Origin of the sequence: Nitrosopumilus maritimus SCM1, from assembly GCF_000018465.1 — an archaeon.
Lineage (GTDB): Archaea > Thermoproteota > Nitrososphaeria > Nitrososphaerales > Nitrosopumilaceae > Nitrosopumilus > Nitrosopumilus maritimus.
Genome location: NC_010085.1, coordinates 1,089,842 through 1,111,428, shown reverse-complemented (window position 1 = coordinate 1,111,428; position 21,587 = coordinate 1,089,842). Strand labels below are relative to the sequence as shown.

General features: G+C 35.8%; 21 protein-coding genes. 12 read left to right on the top strand and 9 right to left on the bottom strand.

What is annotated here, in order from left to right:
* Positions 1-169: 169 nt before the first annotated feature.
* Positions 170-724, top strand: coding sequence for a hypothetical protein (locus NMAR_RS06515; RefSeq protein WP_012215594.1), 555 nt, complete (start codon positions 170-172; stop codon positions 722-724).
* A gap of 97 nt (positions 725-821) precedes the next feature.
* Positions 822-2,015, top strand: coding sequence for an HD domain-containing protein (locus NMAR_RS06510; protein ID WP_187146520.1), 1,194 nt, complete (start codon positions 822-824; stop codon positions 2,013-2,015).
* A 497-nt stretch (positions 2,016-2,512) separates the two neighbouring features.
* Here NMAR_RS06510 and NMAR_RS06505 read toward each other — a convergent pair whose 3' ends face one another.
* Together NMAR_RS06505 and NMAR_RS06500 are read right to left on the bottom strand one after the other, a co-directional pair.
* Complete coding sequence (locus NMAR_RS06505) at positions 2,513-3,037, bottom strand: hypothetical protein (RefSeq protein ID WP_012215592.1); 525 nt, start codon at positions 3,035-3,037, stop codon at positions 2,513-2,515.
* Positions 3,038-3,326: 289 nt separating this feature from the next.
* Positions 3,327-3,674, bottom strand: coding sequence for a hypothetical protein (locus NMAR_RS06500; protein ID WP_012215591.1), 348 nt, complete (start codon positions 3,672-3,674; stop codon positions 3,327-3,329).
* Between the two features lie 444 nt (positions 3,675-4,118).
* Between NMAR_RS06500 and NMAR_RS06495 the strand changes: the two genes are divergently transcribed.
* Positions 4,119-5,993 carry a sensor histidine kinase gene (locus NMAR_RS06495; RefSeq protein WP_148680173.1) on the top strand — a complete coding sequence of 625 codons (1,875 nt, stop codon included), beginning with the start codon at positions 4,119-4,121 and terminating at the stop codon, positions 5,991-5,993.
* Between the two features lie 34 nt (positions 5,994-6,027).
* Positions 6,028-6,402: a response regulator gene (locus tag NMAR_RS06490; protein WP_148680172.1), complete on the top strand. Its 375-nt coding sequence runs from the start codon at positions 6,028-6,030 to the stop codon at positions 6,400-6,402.
* On the opposite strand, the gene NMAR_RS06485 is transcribed toward NMAR_RS06490, so the two are convergent.
* Both NMAR_RS06485 and NMAR_RS06480 read right to left on the bottom strand, forming a co-directional pair.
* On the bottom strand, positions 6,399-7,058 hold the full coding sequence (locus tag NMAR_RS06485; RefSeq protein ID WP_238523163.1) for a hypothetical protein: 660 nt from the start codon (positions 7,056-7,058) through the stop codon (positions 6,399-6,401). The two genes, NMAR_RS06490 and NMAR_RS06485, sit on opposite strands and share 4 nt — an antisense overlap.
* Positions 7,059-7,240: 182 nt before the next feature.
* The gene (locus tag NMAR_RS06480) at positions 7,241-8,092 is read right to left on the bottom strand and encodes a PEFG-CTERM sorting domain-containing protein (RefSeq protein ID WP_187146519.1); all 852 of its coding nucleotides are present in this window, start codon (positions 8,090-8,092) and stop codon (positions 7,241-7,243) included.
* Positions 8,093-8,310: 218 nt separating this feature from the next.
* On the opposite strand from NMAR_RS06480, the gene NMAR_RS06475 reads away from it, so the two are divergent.
* The gene (locus NMAR_RS06475) at positions 8,311-9,177 is read left to right on the top strand and encodes a hypothetical protein (RefSeq protein WP_012215586.1); all 867 of its coding nucleotides are present in this window, start codon (positions 8,311-8,313) and stop codon (positions 9,175-9,177) included.
* Positions 9,178-9,198: 21 nt separating this feature from the next.
* On the opposite strand, the gene NMAR_RS06470 is transcribed toward NMAR_RS06475, so the two are convergent.
* The gene (locus NMAR_RS06470) at positions 9,199-9,561 is read right to left on the bottom strand and encodes a response regulator (RefSeq protein WP_238523162.1); all 363 of its coding nucleotides are present in this window, start codon (positions 9,559-9,561) and stop codon (positions 9,199-9,201) included.
* A gap of 364 nt (positions 9,562-9,925) precedes the next feature.
* On the opposite strand from NMAR_RS06470, the gene NMAR_RS06465 reads away from it, so the two are divergent.
* The 5 genes from NMAR_RS06465 to NMAR_RS06445 all read left to right on the top strand — a co-directional run bounded on the left by NMAR_RS06465 (position 9,926) and on the right by NMAR_RS06445 (position 19,305).
* Positions 9,926-15,052 (top strand): hypothetical protein, encoded by a 5,127-nt coding sequence (locus NMAR_RS06465; protein WP_012215584.1) that lies wholly within the window; start codon positions 9,926-9,928, stop codon positions 15,050-15,052.
* Between the two features lie 762 nt (positions 15,053-15,814).
* Positions 15,815-16,168 carry a peptidyl-tRNA hydrolase Pth2 gene (gene pth2 / locus NMAR_RS06460; RefSeq protein WP_148680171.1) on the top strand — a complete coding sequence of 118 codons (354 nt, stop codon included), beginning with the start codon at positions 15,815-15,817 and terminating at the stop codon, positions 16,166-16,168.
* A 45-nt stretch (positions 16,169-16,213) separates the two neighbouring features.
* Complete coding sequence (locus tag NMAR_RS06455) at positions 16,214-17,815, top strand: NHL repeat-containing protein (RefSeq protein WP_012215582.1); 1,602 nt, start codon at positions 16,214-16,216, stop codon at positions 17,813-17,815.
* Positions 17,812-19,008 (top strand): tRNA pseudouridine(13) synthase TruD, encoded by a 1,197-nt coding sequence (truD, locus tag NMAR_RS06450; protein ID WP_012215581.1) that lies wholly within the window; start codon positions 17,812-17,814, stop codon positions 19,006-19,008. The genes NMAR_RS06455 and truD overlap by 4 nt, the downstream gene beginning before the upstream one ends.
* A 66-nt stretch (positions 19,009-19,074) precedes the next feature.
* A complete protein-coding gene (locus NMAR_RS06445; RefSeq protein ID WP_012215580.1) occupies positions 19,075-19,305 on the top strand; it encodes an Lrp/AsnC ligand binding domain-containing protein in 231 nt (76 codons plus the stop codon).
* Here the strand turns inward: NMAR_RS06445 and NMAR_RS06440 are convergent.
* Positions 19,302-19,511: a hypothetical protein gene (locus tag NMAR_RS06440; protein WP_148680169.1), complete on the bottom strand. Its 210-nt coding sequence runs from the start codon at positions 19,509-19,511 to the stop codon at positions 19,302-19,304. The two genes, NMAR_RS06445 and NMAR_RS06440, sit on opposite strands and share 4 nt — an antisense overlap.
* A 103-nt stretch (positions 19,512-19,614) precedes the next feature.
* Between NMAR_RS06440 and NMAR_RS06435 the strand changes: the two genes are divergently transcribed.
* Positions 19,615-20,301, top strand: a complete 687-nt coding sequence (locus NMAR_RS06435; protein ID WP_012215579.1) for a hypothetical protein — start codon at positions 19,615-19,617, stop codon at positions 20,299-20,301.
* A 3-nt stretch (positions 20,302-20,304) separates the two neighbouring features.
* Here the strand turns inward: NMAR_RS06435 and NMAR_RS06430 are convergent, their stop codons facing one another.
* Positions 20,305-20,553 carry a hypothetical protein gene (locus NMAR_RS06430; protein WP_012215578.1) on the bottom strand — a complete coding sequence of 83 codons (249 nt, stop codon included), beginning with the start codon at positions 20,551-20,553 and terminating at the stop codon, positions 20,305-20,307.
* A gap of 120 nt (positions 20,554-20,673) precedes the next feature.
* On the opposite strand from NMAR_RS06430, the gene NMAR_RS06425 reads away from it, so the two are divergent.
* On the top strand, positions 20,674-21,162 hold the full coding sequence (locus NMAR_RS06425) for a PaaD family protein (RefSeq protein WP_148680168.1): 489 nt from the start codon (positions 20,674-20,676) through the stop codon (positions 21,160-21,162).
* On the opposite strand, the gene NMAR_RS06420 is transcribed toward NMAR_RS06425, so the two are convergent.
* Together NMAR_RS06420 and NMAR_RS09785 are read right to left on the bottom strand one after the other, a co-directional pair.
* Positions 21,152-21,385, bottom strand: a complete 234-nt coding sequence (locus tag NMAR_RS06420; RefSeq protein ID WP_148680167.1) for a hypothetical protein — start codon at positions 21,383-21,385, stop codon at positions 21,152-21,154. The genes NMAR_RS06425 and NMAR_RS06420 overlap by 11 nt on opposite strands.
* A 32-nt stretch (positions 21,386-21,417) precedes the next feature.
* Positions 21,418-21,570 (bottom strand): hypothetical protein, encoded by a 153-nt coding sequence (locus tag NMAR_RS09785; protein WP_187146518.1) that lies wholly within the window; start codon positions 21,568-21,570, stop codon positions 21,418-21,420.
* Positions 21,571-21,587: the final 17 nt, after the last annotated feature.

Below are 21,587 nucleotides of genomic sequence, written 5' to 3'. Positions count from 1 at the left end.
AATACCATAATAACCTCATGTTTTATTTATTTCCAGATAATTTTATCTCTTGAATAATTTGTTTTTGGAAAGTGTCAAGTTAAAATCATTAACAAATCAACTTAGATCTGAGATATTTTTAAAAATGTCATATACGTGGAACATTTGATTAATTTGTTGGTGTTGTATTGTGGATGTTTATGAAACTGTTGAATCAATACTTGATTCAAACAATGGTGAAATTGTTGGACGAACAGCGATCCATAAACTAGTATACCTTTCAAACAAAACTATTGAAGGACTTACACTCCCTGTTTACAAACCTCACTATTATGGTCCTTACAGTCCAGAACTTAGTTTAGCTTTAGAAAAAATGGTTACCTATTCTTTTATTGATGAAATTAAAATTCCTGGAAAAATGCATGAGGGCTATAAGTATCGTTTAACCCCTGATGGGCAAGATATGGCAAATCATGTAAAATCTACATTTCCTACAGAATATCAAAAAATTAAATATTTGGTATCTACATGTGATAAATTTTGTAAATTAAAAACTGCACCTCTTTCATATGCTGCAAAAATGTATTTTATGTTGGAAAACAATCCTGATAAAGAAAAAGTAATGGATTATGATGATGCAATAAAAACTGCAGAAAAACTTGGTTGGGAGCTTACTCCTGATGATGTATCTCAAGGTGTAGGACTTCTTAAAGAATTAAAATTAGTGAATATTGTCAAAAATTGATTTTAAGTATAAATCCATTAGAGATCCTCTGTATGGCTTTATAGATATTTCAAAAACTGAACAACAGGTGATTGACTCTTCACCCTTCCGTCGATTGTTGAACATAAAACAACTATCTCATGCATTTGTTGTTTATCCAACTGCAATTCATACTAGATTTGAACACTCTCTTGGGGCTACGCATCTTGCAGGTAAAGTATGTGATCAATTGAATTTTGATGATACTACTAAAGAAATTGTAAGACTGGCTGCATTACTTCATGATGTTGGACATGGACCCTATTCTCATCTATTTGAATCCGTAATCTCAAATGTTAATGAAAACAAAATTGATCATGAATGGATTTCTATGTTGATCATTTCAAAAAACCCTGAACTTCAAAGTATTTTAGGTGATAAATCTCAAAAAATAATCCAACTGTTAGACCACAAACCTGTTTCTGATTGGGATTCAGGATTGAGTACTCTGGCAAGTGATGTTATTTCAAGTGCATTAGATGTAGATAAGATGGATTATCTACGAAGAGATTCATATCATATTGGTGTTGCTTACGGACAATTTGATTTAGCAAGAATAATCCACACTATAACTAGTACTGAAACAGACGAACAAAGAATTTGCATTCAGGATAAAGGAAAAGACTCAATTGAAAACTATCGATTGGGACGCTATCTAATGCATGCTCAAGTATATCAACACCATGCAAGATTAACTGCGGATCAAATGTTTCTGCGAGCATTAGATTTAGCTACAAATGAAGAAGAAATCATCCCAATAGACAAACTAAAAGCTGATAATTCTACATTAAATGGTAATGATGAATTTTTAGAATACTACTTGAAATTAAATGATAAGACTATTTATGACGAAATTATTAACACTAAACCTGACAGCAAATCTGCAAGAATTTTAAAAAATATTCAAAAACGAAATTTGTTAAAACGTGCTTGTGAAATTCTCCCTGATAAAGAAATTGAAAATGCAATAATCAGAGATCAAGTAATGAAAATGGATTATTCCAAATTAAAACAATTTGCTGCAGAAATGTCTCAATCTTTGGGACTAGAATATTCTGATACAATAGCATATCTTTCAAAAATCCCTGTTGGTCTGTATGATGGGGAAATACTTGTTCTTTGGAAAAATATACCTCGAAAATTAGATGATTTCTCACCCATTACTGTAAAAAATTCTGCTATTGAACGATTTTTTGTTTTTGGTGATTCAAATAAAGATAATATGAATGCAATTGAAACTTATGTTAAAAACAAATTTGGTATGGATAACTGACATGGATATATCTGATAGTTTATTTGATTATGTCCTTGCAAATATTTTATAAAAAATATTGATTTTAAGTCTTAACTTGTGACAATATTTTCTTAAGTATTTGCAGAACTCAGAGTCAAACCAAAGCCCCAGTCCTTTTGAATAACTAGAGTCTGAATCCTAGTTTTCTTGTTAGAAACTATCTTTACTTCTGATTCTTTATGTGTATGGGCATACCGCATCCAATCAGACAATACTAATATTTTTTGCATAATTCAGTAAGTAATCCTTGAATTATTGTTCTTGTGGAAAAAAATATACTGAACTTGAGAAACTATTGAAACATGTGATTGATGCTGGACCTGGTCATTGGAAGGTAATTCCTAAAAAATCCCTAGAATAATGAAATTGTGAAAATGCTTTATGAACAAATGGCTCAACATTATGGGATTCAATCTAGTTTCTCACTAAACAAACACTGTAAAAATAATAAAAGAAAAAATAGGTGTTTACAGGGACTATTGTTTTAGTGTGTAACCTACCACTTGTACATTGATGGAATCTGGGTCTAAAGCCATTATGCGTACAACGTTTGTGGTCGACTTTTCTGCACTCAGTGCTGTTACGTTGTATTTGACTTCATTAATGTCTGATGATGCTTCTATGGCAATGTCTGCTAGGTTTAATGTGCCGCCAGTAATCTTGTAAATTAAGACATGAGAAACTGGATCAACAGAATTTTTCCTGTATTTGATTATGTTAAGCAAGTCAAGATCAGGCATATGATCCAACTCCTCCGTGACTTCTTGAATGGTATCTTCTTCTTCTATGTTGATTACAGGTTCTCTTATTTCAGAACACAGCTTGTCTCCGCATACCCTGTCCGCAGTCTTTATGCCGAATGAACTGGGTGATAGTCTTTGTACATCAGGATGAGTGGATTTTTGCACCTGGGCATATGATTGTTCTACTGTTGGAGTAATTAGTAGCATCATTGCTAGTGCTGGAAGCATTGTCATGATGACTGTTTGTTTTTTCGTCATTGTATGGATTTGCTGATGATGTTATTAGTTGATAGTCTACCATAATGCGGTATGTCTTTTTATATCCCTTAACCAAAAAATATATCCTTTCATTGCTTTGTTTAACAAAACTGCTTCAAGTATTGTGATGAAATCCCATTGAATAACGTATGGAAACTTTTTTCCAAATTTCATAACTAATTTCTGCAATGTTTAAAATGGAAAATATGTTGACAGATTCTACCAATATACATGATCGATCTTTGAAGTATGAATCATTGATTGATAAAAAATAATCAAGTCTTGGGAGCTAATTAAGAAATGTAGCACCAAGACTGTCAAGATTGCTGTTTTTGAGCACTGCTCCTGCAAAGGTACAATCTCCTTTTGCAAGACTTTTGTTGAACTCCAAAAGTATTTGATCCAAATCTGAATGAAGCATCATCTTTCCGAGTTTCATGGAACTGTCATCCGCACAAATTTTTACAAGATAATTTGCATAACCTGCGGTTCCTTCTCGTTTTTCAACAATGACTTTTTCTATGTTTGGATCGTGCTCATAGTTAGTGCTTTGTTGCGCTTCAGCTGCAGGTATATTTGAAAATACCAACAGCAAAGGAGCAAACAATGCAGCTAACAAAAGTATTTTTTGTTTCATGGTTTACATAGTCATAATTATTATTAGTTGATAGTCTTCCGTAGTACGGCATGCCTTTGAAACGCATTTTTAAAAATCTATCATCGCATGGGATAATGGGTGTCAAAATCTTTCTTTGTATTGCATGGAACACATATTCTAAAATTAGTTTTTTACATGTTGTACAATTTGATGGGGGACCAAGACACTACTGCACATCTTCATAAAAAATGTCTTTGGTAGCAAGAATTGTTTTTTTGAAGGTAGTGCCTTGGGCTGTCAAACAACTTCGACTTTCTGAATTATCTTGCAAAGTTCATCTAACCAGAATTTTCCTTGCATATAGTTCTGAATGTCTGAAATAATATTAGTCCTTATCTTGAATTAATGCGGTATGCCTCTGTTTGTAAAAAACCATAATGCAACATAACAATCTTTATGTGTTAAAACAATACAAGAACTCAGTTGAAGATATCTATCCTTTTAACAATAAACGTTGTTGCGTTGTTTCTAATATTTGCAGTCACTTCATTTGTCATAATTGATATAAATTCTCAAGAGTTGCGTAAATCCGTAGAACTGCGCAATACATCTTTGGCCGACTCTATGATTTTGGACATAGATCAATACATCAAAAACAGAATTGATGATTTTAAAACAATAACTACGGTGGAGGAAGTACGCTCTTCAATCGTGAAATCAAATGACATGTTTAGAAACATATCTGATATTGAAGAGTTTTTGGATAGTAAAGAACAGACAACAGACTCTGAATTTCGATTCTTAACTGAGGTGAACCTGGAGGATGCATCAGAGGAGCTAGCAGAGCTGATTATTTTTTATGAAGAATCTTTTGGCCATAACATAATAGATGAATTATTCATAACAAACGAATATGGAGCAAGCATAGCACTGGGTACCGGTACGTCAGACTATAGGCAAGACGATGAAGAATGGTGGCAATTGACCAAGAGAGACGGGATGTACATTGGCAAATTGGAATATAATGACAATTATGAAGAGTTTTCCATTCCCTTTGGAATGCGCATAGTGGATGATGAGGGAAATTTTGTAGGGGTGATGAGGGTTGCTTTGAGTCTTGATGACATCTTGTCTGATCTAGTAGACGACCATGAGATTTTACAGCAGACAGGCACTCGTAGTGTGTTCCTAGTTGACGAGTCAGGCAAAATATTGTATCCTGGAACCGAACAAGATTCCAGCATCCAAAAAACAATAGAGTATTTCCCACAAATATCAAAAAACCGTGATACATTTGAAATAAAAAATAATCTGGGAGAGCCTATCCTGGTAAGCTATTCCACATCAATAGGGTTCGAAGATTTCAGAGGGTTTGGATGGACTATCATAATAGAGCAAGCAGAACATCAGTTGCTAGATGATTTTTCTGAAATCAGAGAGACAGTCATTATTGCTTCTGTAATCGGTCTGATTTCTGCGTTGATCATTTCAATTTTGATATCTAGATCAATAACAAATCCTTTAAGTTATCTTGTAGATGTTGCCAGAAACATTGCGCAAGGAAATTTTGATGTCAAGCTGCAAAAACATCAGATAAGCGAGATCAAAACCATAGAAAAATCCTTTGAAAAAATGTCCGTTGACTTGAAAAATCTAGTAGAGACAGAAAAAGAGCTTGCAGAAACAAGAGCCAAAGTAAAAAATGAAAGATTTGCTGCAATGGGAGAGTTGTCTGCAAACGTGGCACATGATCTTAAAAACCCACTTGCATCCATAAAGTCTGCTACAAACATAATCAAACAAAACTCAAACAACATGGATCCAAAATTAAAAGAACTTGTTTTTCCAAAGATGGACCGAGCAATATCTAGAATAACTCATCAGATAGACGAGGTTCTAAACTATGTGAGGATCACACCAATCAATTTAATCGAAGTTTCAATTCAAAAAATAATAACCTCTTCTTTTGAATCATTAAGCATACCAAACAATGTCGAGATAGTGAAACCTGACATCGATTTTACCGTGAAATGTGATGTTGAAAAACTTGAGATCGTCTTTATCAACTTGATACTAAACGCAATTCAGGCATTTGAAGAAAAACAAGGTCGCATCAAAATCAATCTGATTGATGATAAAAAACAGAAAACCATCGAATTTGAAAATGATGGGCCTGCCATACCTGGTGATATTTTGCAAGACATATTCAAGCCTCTCTTTACAACCAAGCAAAAAGGCACTGGCTTGGGCTTGGCAATTAGCAAAAATGTGATAGAACAACATGGCTGGCAGATAACTGTGAAAAACAACCCTGTCACCTTCTCTATCATTGTCCCAAAACACATTCAAAATTCATAGTGGTTATATTTGCCCCTGTCATAACTTACTTGTCTTGGAAGGCGAAGATAAAACAGTTCTTTTGGTAGATGATGACATTGATTTGTTGGAGTTGAACAAGTTTTCGATCAGCAATATGGGATATAATGTGATTACAGCCACAAATGGCGAGGAGGCAGTTGCAGCATACAAGACAGCAAGACCTGACATTGTGATCATGGACATCAAGATGCCTAAAATGGATGGTTTTGACGCCTTTGCCCGTATGAAAAAATTTGATTCTGATTGTAAAGTGACCCTAATAACTGCATATGCCATTGATGAGAAAAAACTCCTCAATGCGCAAAGCATGGGTTTGCTTAATGTCATAAACAAACCATATGAGTTTGATGACATTGAAAAACTAATCAAAGAACATGTAGGAGACTAGGGAATCATTGATTTGATAAAATCAAATCTGTTTGAATAAAATTTGGACGTCTCTTTAATAAAATCAAAAAACCAAATGTTTAAATTTTCATCTTCTTCGAAAAGTTTTTTCCATTTCTCAGTCTTATTTTCTTCATCGTTTTCATTTACAGTAAATGGAACCAAAAGCGCAGCATAGAACAAATAGGATATCTGGTCTGCCAAATCATTTTCATCAATACTTTCGTAATAGTCCTGATATTTCACATTAAGGTATGTTATTATTTCAAAAATAGGAGTTTGAGAGATTTTTGTAATGTGGACGGTATCCAAAAACAGACCCCCTGTCAATAATCTGATGCGATAAACATCATCGCCAATAATTGACTTAAGATAATCCCATTTTCCAAAAATCATCGGAAGTATGTCCGAGTAGTTTGAGGCCATTTGATCAATTTCTTTTTTGCTAAAATCAAGCACGTCAAGGCAATACAATATGCCATGCAATGACAGCCTGTATTTCTTAGAAGTGTCTAGTTCCAAATTTTCAGTATTAGCTATTACCAGTCCAACATCAATTATGCCAAGTGTTTTCCTTCCTCTGTCCCTTCTCCCAACAACAAGTCTGCGCAGTTCTTTGTCCTTGGTTCTAATAGATGATATATCAGAATGAGACAACTTTGCAATCTCCCAAGTGGTCAATGCACCATTTAGTGCAAGCGCTTCTAACATTTTTTGGACATTTTCTTGGTGCTTGGAACTTTTTTTCTTTCTAAATGACATGCTGCCAAAGAGGTATTTTGCAGTAGGTTGCGTATAACGTAGATACGACTGAAGATTACCAAACTGGGTGTTTTGATTCATGATTGAATGTTCGATATCCTTAATGTGTTGAATTTTGATGAGATCAATATTATGCTCAATACGGATACTGTGAGAACCAACATCACGATTGCCCCGAACTCGGGTACGACATGAAACATTATGATCTCTCCTTTTGGCCCTGTCCACTGATCTTCATGGCCCGGTACGCCGATTCCATGCAACATAATGTTGACTTCTACTGGGGAGTCTGAAGTCAATTCATCAGTAGTAAGTATAGACGTACCATATGATGAATGCATGTTTTGAAGATTCAATACTACGTGGTTATCCTGCAATGCAGTTATATCGTAATTGATTTTTTCCACAATGTTTCCAGCAACATCCTGGAACTCCAGGTTGAATTTCATTGAGATTCCCTCACGTGGTTGTTCAGAAATAAGTTTGACTACCAAATAACCGTCATTGGACATTCCTTGGGAGACTATTTTTTGGTCTACGATTGTTTCTTGTTTGTATAAATTACTGTCCGTTTGCGGTACAATGGATGTGTTTATGGTGGATACGTCATATGTCTCAGCTATTGTAGTTCCGCCTATACATGTACCGGGTTTCAAATCGTGCTTTAGTGAGAGGATCTTTGTCTGAAGATCAGAGGAAACCGTAATTCTTGGCATTTCCAAATACTCATCATTCGAACACAACGTAAATGCAACTGATACTTTGTCATCTTCTACGGGCATTGGGTGAATTTTAGTTACTTGCACATCTGCTGCATATGCACTGCTTAGACCCACAAGTGTGCTACATGCTAACATTGCAAAAGTAATAACAAAAAAGCGTAAAATACGATCACTGGTATTTTGTAATTTTTTTGATGTGTTTTTCATGACATGCCATATTGCAAAAAATATTAGAGAATTGTTTACGTGTATGCGGTATGCTATACACATAAAGAGTTAGAAATAAAAAAATTCTCTATCAAGAGAAACTAGGTTGTACATATTGCTGTTTACATATGCAAGATATTCATAACTTGGCTAACATTGTCTTTTTTTGTTTTCCCTTAGCTTGTTTTTTATTAGGAGATAACCTACCATAGTGCGGCATGTCTAATAATTCTGAAAACGTTGCTTTTTACGGAAATCTTTATTCGTATAAGCTTTACACAAGACCTACGGCACTGCGCATGTTTGGAAGCAAGTCCTATAAAAAATCAAAGAGTTCAAAGCATCAAGAAAACATACAAAAAATGTTAAAGATTCTTGCTTTAAATGATCCACTAACTACATGGTCCATGGCAAAAATACAGCTATTTGAGGATACAGAAGCGGTAAGGGTAAAGGAAAAGGAATACAGAAGGATGCTTGTAGGTAGAAGAGATAGAGGAAAGAAGACGCCAGGGTTGCTAGATATTGGATTGGTTGTAAACGACGGAATACGGTATACCAAGGGTGCATCAAACCTATACCGACTATCATTGCATGGCGTCTTGTACTGTTTGGATGTGTTGGACATGACGGAAAAAGAGATCGACATAATGGCACAAAAATATGCAAAAGTTCTGCCATTTGTGTTTGGCAGGTGGAATTCGCTTAAATCTCATCTGGGAAGCGATGTACACAGACTGAAGGTTTTGGCAAGTGGCACTTTTCTTGACAACATACAGATATCAAAAGCCTCTAATTTTCCCGTTTATGAAATTCTTACGTATCTAAACGTAAAATATCAAGATGATTTTGAGACTATAAGCGAAAGTGATCTTGCAGATCAGATATCCTGCTGGTATTACACTACATTTTTACTGCCATCTCAACTGCGTTCAAAAAAAATGTCATCTGTTAACACTGCAAAATGGAAGAAAATATTTGAGAGAGATTTGGAACTAAAGGATTGGTATTTTGGATTTGTAGACGAAGCTGAAAAATTCTACAAGGCAAGATTTACAACCATAAGAAAACTAAAAAAGATTTGATTTTATCAAATCAATGATTTCCTAGTCTCCTACATGTTCTTTGATTAGTTTTTCAATGTCATCAAACTCATATGGTTTGTTTATGACATTAAGCAAACCCATGCTTTGCGCATTGAGGAGTTTTTTCTCATCAATGGCATATGCAGAAATTAGAATGATCTTTGCAGATTGATTCATTTTTTTGATTTTAAAAAAGGCGTCAAAACCATCCATTTTAGGCATCTTGATGTCCATGATCACAATGTCAGGTCTTGCTGTCTTGTATGCTGCAACTGCCTCCTCGCCATTTGTGGCTGTAATCACATCATAATCTAAGTTTTTTAGCATGAATGTGTTCAGTCCTAACAAATCTGTGTTATCATCTACAACTAAAATTACAGCCAATGTTGTTCTCATCTTTGACTGTCCAATTTATTTTCTGTGTGGGTTCTATTACTGATCCTCTAGTTGTGTTGCTTAATGTCCTTTCAAATGGACAAATCTAGGTTGCGGTATCTGAAATTTTTAATTCATGTAGTGCATCATTTGGATGTTTTGATTTCTTGATGGTTACAAGAAATATTCCAAAAATGGAAGTAACCTGTAAAATCTATTTTTTATAAATTTCTTGAACAAAGATATTGTAAAAATCATTAATAAACAATGTGAACAATTTGTTCATTAAAACAAAATTACGCACAATTTATCGGACATGCCGCAACTTGAAAGTTATTGCAAAATAACAACCATCTTGGTTTAGTTCAATAACATGTACAACGAAATAGGACGTAAAATAACTAGTCTTACATTAATGACAATTATGGTTGCCGGTGGACTGACCTTTGCAATTCCAGGTGTAATGCCTGAAGCAATGGCCGCCAACGCCAACCTATTTGTTTCCGCAGAAAACTCACAGTTTGATAACTACATGTCAGGACCTCAAGTAATTGAGGTCGTCGTAATTGATAGTGACATCAATGATACAGATGAGGCAAAAGGTGAGCCAGACGTAACTGTCAACGGCAAAAATCTGAGAATGGTTCAAGCAGTTGATGGTAACTGGTATGGTTACTTTGCAGACAGAGACCAAGCCCAAATTGCAGACTCTACTGCTACAACAATAGGTTCTGGATTGGACTTTGGTGTATTCTGTGCAGCATCCTCTGGTACAGCATTCTTGGGATTCTCAACAACTGAAACAGATGGTATCGCAGTTCCAATTACTGTTGCAAATGCAACAGCAACTGGTAACGGTACACAAACCGGTAGCAACAGTGGTGGTGCAATCACTACTACTTGTGCAGCAAATACACTTGATGCATCTACTGCTAATGGTACCATCAATGTTGTAAGAGAAGCCAAAGATCCTGTAGCAGTATCTGGTAGTGTCAGTGCAGGCCAAATCGGTCTAAAGAACGGTACCAACAATGGTGCTAACTGGCCTTTCATTCAGCTCTATGAATTAAACCCAACAGGTAACGTTGTCGTACAGTACAACAAAGGTGGTGGTGTTCAATCAACAACACTTACTTTTGACACTGTTGATCAATTTGCCGAATTAAGTTTGGATAGAGCTGTATACCCAAGAGTATCACAAGTTCACGCAACAATTACTGACTTATGGTTAAACATTGATCCAACTGATGAAGACTCTTGGACATTTGCTACCAACACGAAGAATACAACATCATCCTTCAATGTTGATACATTTTACCAAGTGTTCGATGAAAACGGTGCTTCAGGTGGAAGCGCATTAACCCTGAGAACAACATTACCAAACTTGATGTGTGAGGACAATTGTGTATTGAAATTAGATGTCGATGCACAAAGCTCTGGCACACCAGTTGTGACAATTCAGGATAACGGCGATTCAATCCTTACCCAACTTAACTCAACTGCCAACACCAACAATGCATCTGCATTTGGTATTTCCGCAGAGACAGGTGAGTTAGGTGTAGGTTCCATCCCAGTAACCATCACCGAACAAGGTCCAAACAGTGGTGTCTTTGGTACTTATGATGAATCTGATACATCAGTACTAAAGATTACAGATAATGCAAAGAGGGGAACCTCTGCATCACTCGATTACAATGAAACACCTCAAACTATCCTTGTAGGATTCTCCTTTGCTAGTATTGATATCCAGCCAGTTGATGATGAATGGACCTCTGGTGAAGAGATTCCAGTAGTCATTGTTGATGCTGATCAAAACAAAAACAGCAGAGTAGATGAAGACTTAGACCTAAACAACCCAGACGTAACCCTGATTCCAGCACTCGCTACTGGTGATCCATTCACTATTGATGAGGGTGGAACTCCTAGCTTGATCTTTACCAATGGTACAAACGGTGATGATAGTATCTTTGATACAGGTGCAATAAACAACACTGCAGCAGGTCAAGTAGGTAACTTTACACTCAACATCAACGTAACTGCATTCACCGGTGCAACCAACATCACTTCAACTGAATCTGTTGATACATTCAGTAAGAGATTAATCTCTGCACAGACTGCCAACAGTTCAGCAAACTTTGATGTTGACTTTGCAATCATTGATTTAGGAAGTGCAACTATGAAAACCCTAAAAGAAACTCTAGTTGATGAAGATAACACCACTATTGGTTTTAACTTCTTTAACTATGATGTGAAATCATTAGGGGCAGATACAGTAAGTATCGCATTGCTTAACACCACAGGAAATATTCTCCCATGGGTTAACAACGATACAAGAAATATTGACAAAAACAATGCAATATTGTTAGTCAGCAACTCAACTGAGTCACAGGATTACATTGATTTGACCAATGCAGTATCTGATGCTATTTACGGATCAACTAATGATGATGATAACGTAAACGTCGGACTTGCAATGTACTTCACAGGTGTCGATGACATCGCCGCCAAAGAAGTAATCGTCATGGACTTCTTCTCATTTGGTTTCACTGATGATGGTGCACAATCTGGTGAAAGATTTGCAAACCAAATAATCAGAATTGAAGCTGAAGAGACAGGTGACAACACAAGTATCTTTGAAGGTTCACTTGAGTATGTCATGGTTAACCAAATTAACATACAGGATGCTGGTACCTTCGCTGGTATCACACCAATCGCAGATGATCCAACATTCATCGTAATTGAGGATCTTACTGACGAGGATGCACCAAGAGTCAACTATAATGACTTGGGTGCAGATGGTGTAACAACTCCTGTATCTGACCAAGAAGATGCTCCAAGCCACTCTGGTGTTGTATCTCTAGATGCTGATTCTTACAAGATTGCTGACACTGTAGTAATAACTGTAGAAGACTTGGATCTTAACGTAGACTCTGATCTTATTGACATCTTTACTGTTGTCTCTGATACTGGAGCAGATACCTTTGATGTTGTTGGTTCAGCAACTACACAGGATCTCAGCTTTGGTGAACTCGGTAGATTACTAGATGTTAGCTTTAATGATGTAGTATGGAAGACTGCCCAAGGTACCTGTGATGACAACCAAGCAAGTAGTGATACTGGTCTTGGTGCAACTGGATTCACTCTAGTTGAAACAGGTAAAGCAAGTGGTGTCTTTGTTGGTGATTTCCAAATCCCAGTTGATTGGTGTAGATCTGACAATGCTACTCCTGAAACCATAACCGGTCTTGATATCGAAGTTAACTATGTTGACTTCAGAGATGCATCTGGTGAAATCATTCAGGTTAGTGATTCCGCAGGTATCAGAGCACACACTGGTTCAGTTAGTCTTGACAGAACTGTCTATCCAGTACCATTTGGTACGGTAGGAGAATCTAATGCAGCAGCAAACGCATCTCCAAATGGAAGATCAGTATTCCCAATTCACGCAACAGGAGTCACTAGTACTATTGATTCCACTGAAGAATTGGCAAATGGTGATCTAACTATCCACGTCAGAATTAACGATCCAGACTTTGACGAAAACCCATCTGGTGAAGATACCATGGACCAAGATGATGCACTCAAAATCTCTGTTATCAGAGGTTCTGATAGTGTAGTTCTCGGCTATGCAGGCGCTTCTGAAAGAACCGGAAAGATTGATGTTGGTGGTAACAATGGAACCATCTCAAACATCAGAAGTTTCGGTGAAATGGTTGAAATCGCACCAGATGCTGGTGTTTTCGAGTTAGAGCTAGACATTAAATTCACTGACGGTCCAGCATCAGCAAAATGTAACAGTCATGACACCATCTATACTGCTACCGACGGTACTACTGGTAAGGCTGATACCAACAGATTTGATGACGGTGCACCATCTGGCCAAGAATACTGTATCTTACAAGGAGATATTCTCCAAGTAGAATACACTGATCCAGCTGACGCATCCGGCGATGCAAATACTGTTACTGATTCTGCAACATTTGACCTAAGAAACGGTGTATTACAATCTGACAAATCCGTATACATTATCGGTTCAGACATGATCTTAACACTCATTGAGCCAGACTTTGATCTGGACAATGACAGTGCTGAGACCTATGACTTGGACTTGATCGAATGGGACTCTGATGCCGCCACCACTACCATGGGTAACAAAGGTGTAACCGGCGCAGCAGCTGCATTTGACCCAGAACCAACTGACTTTAGAGAAACAGGTGACTCTACTGGTATCTTCCAGATTGTCATCGAAATTCCTGAAGAACTTGATGGTGACAGATTAGAAAGAGGTGAGGAAATCATCCTAGAGTACACTGACTGGGGTCCATCCGGATCTGATTATGTAGGAGATGAAGATGAAGATGTCAACTTGACAATCTACACTTCAAACTTCGGAGCAACTGTAGAACTTGACCAAAAAGTATACACTTGGACTGACAAAGTATACATTACTATCGTCGCACCAGATCACAACTTTGACAGTTTCCTAGTTGATGAAATCGGCGAATCTGACAGAGATCCAATTAAGGTCTCTACCAGAGGATTTGATCTTGACAACTATAAACTCGTCGAGACTGGTACTGACACCGGCATCTTTACTGGTGAAGTAATCCTCACAGGATTTACTTCCCATGATGCTGATGGTGATGGAACTACTGGCGATGCAAAAGGTACCACTTCTGGTACTGGTCCAACAGATGGTCTCTTGGCCACTGACGATGATGACGGACTTACTATCTCCTTCGAATTCTCTGAAGATGAGACAATTGTAGGCTCTGCCCTTATCAGATGGAACATCGGTGAAGTCCAATGGCTTGAGGCAAGCTACCCAGCTAGCGGAACAGGTGTTGTAAGAGTAATTGATCCAGACATGAACTTAGATCCAGAAGCAGTCGACAACTTTAATGTTGACGTGTGGTCTGACTCCGATGCCGGAGGTATTGACCTAACTTTAACTGAGACTAATGAGGCAACCGGAATCTTTGAGGGAACTGTGTTCTTCACAGTTCATAATGAGTCATCTGGTCACAGACTCAGAGTTTCAGAAGGTGACACAGTCACTGCAGAATATGAGGACAATACACTACCTGATCCATACACAACTGCAGATGAACTTGATATTACTGCCACTTCACTAATTGGCACTGTAGTACCACCTCTCGAGAGAGCACCAGCTGCTAACTTGAGAGCCGTTGACGCATTCGGTAACAGCTTAGATTCTGTTTCCGTTGACCAACAGGTACAAATCAGCGCTGACTTAGCAAATGGTCAGGATAGAGAGCAATCATTTGCATACTTGGTACAGATTCAGGATGCAAACGGTGTTACCGTCTCACTAGCATGGATTACAGGTTCACTATCTAGCGGTCAATCATTCAGCCCAGCTTTATCATGGATTCCAACTGAAGCAGGAACATACACTGCTACTGCATTCGTCTGGGAGTCTGTTGATAATCCTACGGCATTATCACCACCAGTTAGTACAACTGTCAACGTAAGTTAGAAAAACTAGTTCACACTATCCTTTTTTTCTTTTTTTTGAATCACACTTAACGAAAGTTATGGACAATTATTCTATCGAGCATGCCGTAACTTGAAAGTTATTTCAAAATAACAATCCTTGGTATCAATACTAACTATGAATGAACTGTTTGTCTATCCGTTATTCATGTTGTGATTAGATTCTAACTGCATTCATAGTTTTTTTATCCCCCACATTTGAAAAAATTTTGTGACATTTTTCGTGTACTAAAAAAATTCCAGGCCTTTGAGAATTTTGTTCATCTGAAATTAATTTTTGTATTTGTTACTAACATAATTTTTATTAAAAAAATTGAGAAAAATGGAATCAATTTCCTGAGATCAATTCCCAGATTACTTCAAAGAATTCCTTGAACATATTTTTTATCTCGAAAAACGCAAATAATTTCAAAACTGAAAAATCATTTACATTGATCGAGTAAACTTTTTACCTGCATGGCAAATCTGATATTTCTAAATCTAATTCATGAAGGGTTTATGTTCTAAATACTATTCTTCAGGAGTTTCCTTGCAATTGGATGAAGATACTTCTGAAGCTATATGTGAAAATTGTAAAAACTAATTTTGTCTAATAAAGTTCAAAATTCCGGCATGATGATGGCAATATTTTCTGACTAATCTTTGGTTTTCATTAAATTTGATCTAGATCGCTAAAATAAATAAGCTCGTAAAGTACAACACTTTAATTCAAAAGTTTTTCATTATGCCTGTTTTTGATAATAGTATGGGAGATATCAAACAGGTTATTGTTGTTAGAACTGACCTTGAAATGGGTAAAGGAAAAATTGCTGCACAAGTAGGACATGCCTGTGTTCTTGGCGCAGAACATGTTAGAAAATCTCATCCTGAATGGTATGACCAATGGTGGGGTGGACAAGAAAAGGTAGTAGTCAAAGTTTCTGGAATAAAGGATTTGCAAGAAGTAAAGAAACATGCAATTGATCTGAATCTACCTTGGTCTGAAGTTACTGATGCAGGTCATACTCAGATTGCTCCTGGAACTACAACCTGTATTTCAATTGGTCCTGCTCCTGAAAATCTGATTGATAGAGTAACTGGTGACTTGAAGTTACTTTAGATATTTTGGAATAAGATATAACAAGGAAAGTTTGCTTTTTTATTTGTGAAAAAACGGACCAAAGGAATTTTGGCTTTTGTATTTTTAGGTGGAATAATGGTTACTTCTGGTGTTACAATTGCAATTCCTGGACTTTCTCCTGATGAGGAAAGTCCTGAAATGACAATAACTGGAACTCCTGCAGATAATTTTCCTGATGCAGAACGTCCTAGGTTTTGTGGTTCTGGAGATGCCCAGTCGACTAATTTTGTAACAGAATATTCTATTCCAACTGAGTGTACTAATCCTTTAGCAGTTGTTACTGATTATGATGGAAATGTTTGGTTTGCACAAACTAATACTGGAAAATTATCAAAATTTGATCCTAACACTGAATCATTTACTGAATATGAAAACCCTACATGGCCAAAAAATCAACGTTCCATGATGTGGGGAATTGATTATGCTCCTGACGGTTCTGTGTGGTTTACTGATGAGACATTTGATTCTATTTGGAAATTCAATACATTTGATGAAAAATATGATCGAATTGGATATCCCTCTGCAGATGATTCGCTGCCTCAAAGACTTCAGATTGATGGCTCTCGTATAATCATTAATGATTTTACTGGAAACAAACTAACATTCTTTGATATTACTCAATCCTCAGGAGATGTTGAATACATCAGCCTACCTTCTCCTGTTGATAATTCTGTAACTGCTGATTTTACTTTAGATGAAGATGGTAATGTGTGGTATACAAATTGGTTGTTCCAACAGGGCGGAGTTTTAGTAAAATTTGATTATGATGGTTATAGAAATGAAGTTCAAGAATCTGGACAAGAATTCTTTGCAGGAGAAATGTTTACAGAAATTTATCAATTGCCTGTCACATTATTGACTCCAAATGGAGCTGTATTTGATGATGGAAAAATTTGGTTAGCCGATACAACTTCCTCATCTTTCTTTAGCTTTGATCCAATTACTGAAGAATTTGTACAATATGTCACAGCAGATCCATTACTTAGCACATATGGAAACCAAACCGGCGTAATCAAATCTCCTATTTCTAGACCATATTGGATTGATTCTGATGAACAAGGAAGAATTATCTTCAATGAACAAAATGCAAATAACATATCTGTATTTGATCCAAAATCAAACTCTCTGGTAGAATATCACGTCCCTTCAAAGAATCCTTATTGGGGGGATTGTGATCCTGGAACTGGTTTAATGTTAGCTGACTGCGGATTAGCTCAAATCTTTGACTTTGCTGTAGATGGTGAAAAAATTTGGTTTACTCAATGGGTTGAAAATAACATCGGTGTAGTTGATACTTCTGTTCCACTACCTGTTGAAATCCAATTAGAATCAGAAATGATTTCTCTAAGTCCAGGCGATTCAAAACATTTCAACTTTATTGTATCTCCAAAATCAAATAACACGTTAGGCGGCTCTTTGATTCTAACTAGTTCTCATGACTTTTTGAGTGTGGAACTCTCACACGATAGTCCTGATTCTTTCCAATTGGTTTCTGGTACATCTCAACCAATTCATACGAATATTTCTGCATCTGGTGATGCAATTCCTGGAAAATATAATGTTCTAATTGGAATACAATTATCTGATATTGCGGTTAGCAAATATGTTACAGTGACAGTAGAGTGATACCTGATTTAGATTCTAAAATAGGAATTTCTGTTTATAGTACAAAATTTGACGGAATTGGGGGAAAAATTCGTACTACTCCTGAAGACTTTGAAGTCTCTGAAAAAATTTTAGAAAAAACTCTGAATTCAATTAATCAAGAAGAAGGATATGCTGTTTACAAATTAAAAAAGAAAAGAATTGATACAAATCATGCACTATCTGATATTTTTAGAAAGAAAGGTCTTAGACTAAAGTCTCTTGGATTAAAGGATGCATCTGCAATCACTGAACAGTTTGTTTGTTCTGGAAATAAAGGTAAATCAATTGAAGATTATTCAACTGAAAAATATTCTTTGAAAAAAATTGGCTTTGTAAAAAAACCTCTTTCAAAAAAAGATATGATTGGGAATCATTTTAAAATCAAAATCTCTGATTGTACCAATAAACTATCTTCATTTGAAGAGTTTAACAATGTCTTGAATTTCTATGGGTATCAAAGATTTGGCTCAAAGAGGCCTGTAACTCATTTGATAGGTAAAGCAATACTTCAAAGAGATTTTGATAAAGCAGTTGAACTTGTTTTGTCTTTTACTTCTGATTATGATTCAAAAGAAAATAATGAAATTCGACAAAAACTTGTTGATAAACAAAACTACAATCAATATTTTGAGAAAATACCAAAACAAATGGATATTGAAAGAATTGTCCTAAAAGAAATGATTGAACATGATGATGCATTTCGTGCAATACGTGCAATTCCCGTATCTTTGAGAAGATTTTACATTCAGGCATACCAGTCGTTTATTTTCAATAAATCTCTGAGTACTGCATTTACTGATGGTGAAAATATGTTTGAATCTGAATCTGGTGATGTTTGTTTTGATTTTAATGGAATCATTGGAAAATTTGTAAAGGGATTAGATCAAAAATTGGCTATACCTTTTGTTGGATATTCATATTACAAAAAAACAAGATTTGATTATCATATATCACAAATAATGCAGCAAGAAGAAATAACTCCCAAAGACTTCTTTATCAAAGAGATGCAAGAAGTAAGCAGTGAGGGAGGATTTCGACAAGCTGCAATAGATTGTTCTGATTACTCGTCTCGTGATGATGTTGTAGAATTTACTTTGTCAAGGGGATCTTTTGCAACAATTTTGTTGAGAGAGATTATGAAACCATCTGATCCTATTTATGCTGGTTTTTGAGATCTGCTTTTGAAAAATATTTTCTTAGATGTGTTTAAGTTAGTGTCTATTTGAAATAATTTAGAAATGGAAAAATCCTACATGTTAATTAGTTGTGAAATGGGAGAAGAACAATTACTTTATTCTCAATTAAAGGAAATTCCTGAAGTCAAAAATTGCTTGGTAACTTTTGGTAGTTATGATGTAGTTGCTGAATTTGAAACTGATAATCAATCACAAATGAACGAGGTAATTACAACAAAAATAAGAAAACTCAAAAAAATTCGAAGTACTATCACACTTCGTGCAATGAACTAATTTCGCTTTACTGCATGTATTACTATTCCTGATATGGTTATGATTATTCCTATAATCATAATTTGCGACCCATATGTTATCCAATCTGGATTAGAATACATGAATGATGATTCTGGTCCAATAACTGACTGGCCTTGAAAATGAAATATTGTCCCTAGAATTGTGATTATAGAACCAACAATTGCTATTGCTATGCCTAACATCATGTCCTGATTTGTCTACTTGTCCTAAAAAGGGTAAAGAGAATTGATAATTTGACCAAATGATTTTTGGATTTGGTCTTTAATGATTTTTGCATGACTGTGTAGAGTGTATAACTGGACTGATACTTACGAATCAAATAATCACAAGTATTTAGGATTGATTTTATTTGGGGCATCTGCATCACTTGCAGTAATTTTATTCCTCATATTTCATCCCCAAATTGATGAAATTAACAAACAATCTCCAATTCTAATCAATATTATGTTCATTCCTGCTATGGCAGTTGGTTTTCTATATGGTGTAAGAATTACTGAAAGAGCAGTAAAACCATCTGAAATTAGAAGTCCTCTAAAACGCTCAATTGTGAAAATTTTCTTGTTCTTCTTTGTTATTGGTGGAATGTTTAGCTCTGTAAACTTTGCAATAAATGGAGGTAGTATCATGCCTGATGTCTCCATCTTTGAAGATGGACTTTTGCCTTGGCTTAACAGCTTTATTACTGCAAATGGTGGTGCAACGTTTTTGATTATTACAAGTATTGCATTGATGGCAGCAGCTACTAAACGAATTGTTGGGATGAATTCTGGATTCTTAAATCGATTTGTGACTTCTGTTGGAACATTTGTATTTTTTACAATGCTTGCACTAAGCTTTACAAAATCAGATCCTACCTCTTCAGGTGTATTTTTGTATACATTTTATCAAGCAGGTATTGTTGGTGGTGCATTCTTTGCAATGAACCGTTTAACAAAGAATCAAAACATGTTAGAAGACTATTCAAACGGATTTTAGATACTATTCATCCAAATCCACATAAATTCCTGAGATTTGGTTGTTAATTCTATCCCAGTATTTCTCACAACCTTCAGTCTTGAAGTCATTTGCTTTACATTCGTTAAAGTGGAATGTGCTGTCTCTTTGTAAATTATCTGCGTATAACACATCGTCTGCCATAAACAAAGCCATTATTCCAATCACTGCTAGTGAAGCAGCTACTGCAATCATAGAATATCCTACCTTTGCATGATTGTGAGGATCTTTCATTTAAAAAAAATCAATTACTCTTGAATTTAATCTTTTCAAGTTATCATTTTGCGATCAATTTCATACCATTAGGCAATTTTCTTGGAAAAGAAGAAAAGTCAGTTCTTCAAAATACCTCTGTTGAGCATTCAAATTCTACAATATGAGTTCCTAGGACCTATTCCTCTTGATGAATGGGGGCCACCAATGGAAAAACTAGTGTTTTTGATAATGTCTAGGGATAAAGACCGATTCAACATTGTTTATGCTGGTGACTGTGAAAAAACAGACGATAAATCATTTTTTGTCCAACATCCAGGTTTCAAATGCTGGGTTGAAAAATCAGGCTCTGAAAAGTCACTATATCTTGCAATATTGCCTTTGTTTGATGCAAGTAAAGAACATCGAGAAAGTGTACTAAACAAAATCAAAGTACGTTACAATCCTTCATGCAATGTAGGTGAGATTGTTGAACCAAAACCCGATTATGTTGTTCGAAAATCCCCCGAACCTGAAAAATTCTCTTGTCCTTGTTGCGGATCTGAAATGAAAGCAGAACAGTTTTTAGAAAAATCGACACTTTACAGATGTAGTAGTTGTGGCATCAGCGACACTAAACTTAACTCTTGACTTTGTTTTGAACATCAAAGAGTTGTAATGTTAGTAAATCAATTGCTTTTTTCAAATGTCCAAATTCGTTTATTGAATGGATTTGTCCTTCCACTAGAGATCTCATAATTTTGATTGAATTTTTTTGAAAGTCATCTGATGCAACAATTTCCATAGCATTAATTTTTGACAATAAATTGTCTAAATCCTTTATCATCTCTTCAGATGGTTTGTGTTTGTCCATGGATATTTGAAATGATTTTGATATATGAATCGTTACAACAATTCTTCGTCAATTTCTTGAATTGGGTCTAAATATTGTTGACACATGCATGTTGGAATTTGGCATTTGCCCATTTTCATTAATGAATTGCTTTGTTCATTTGGGACATGTGCTTCATCCGTATGATGGCATCTCTTACAATTCATATCTTTGACTCTCCATT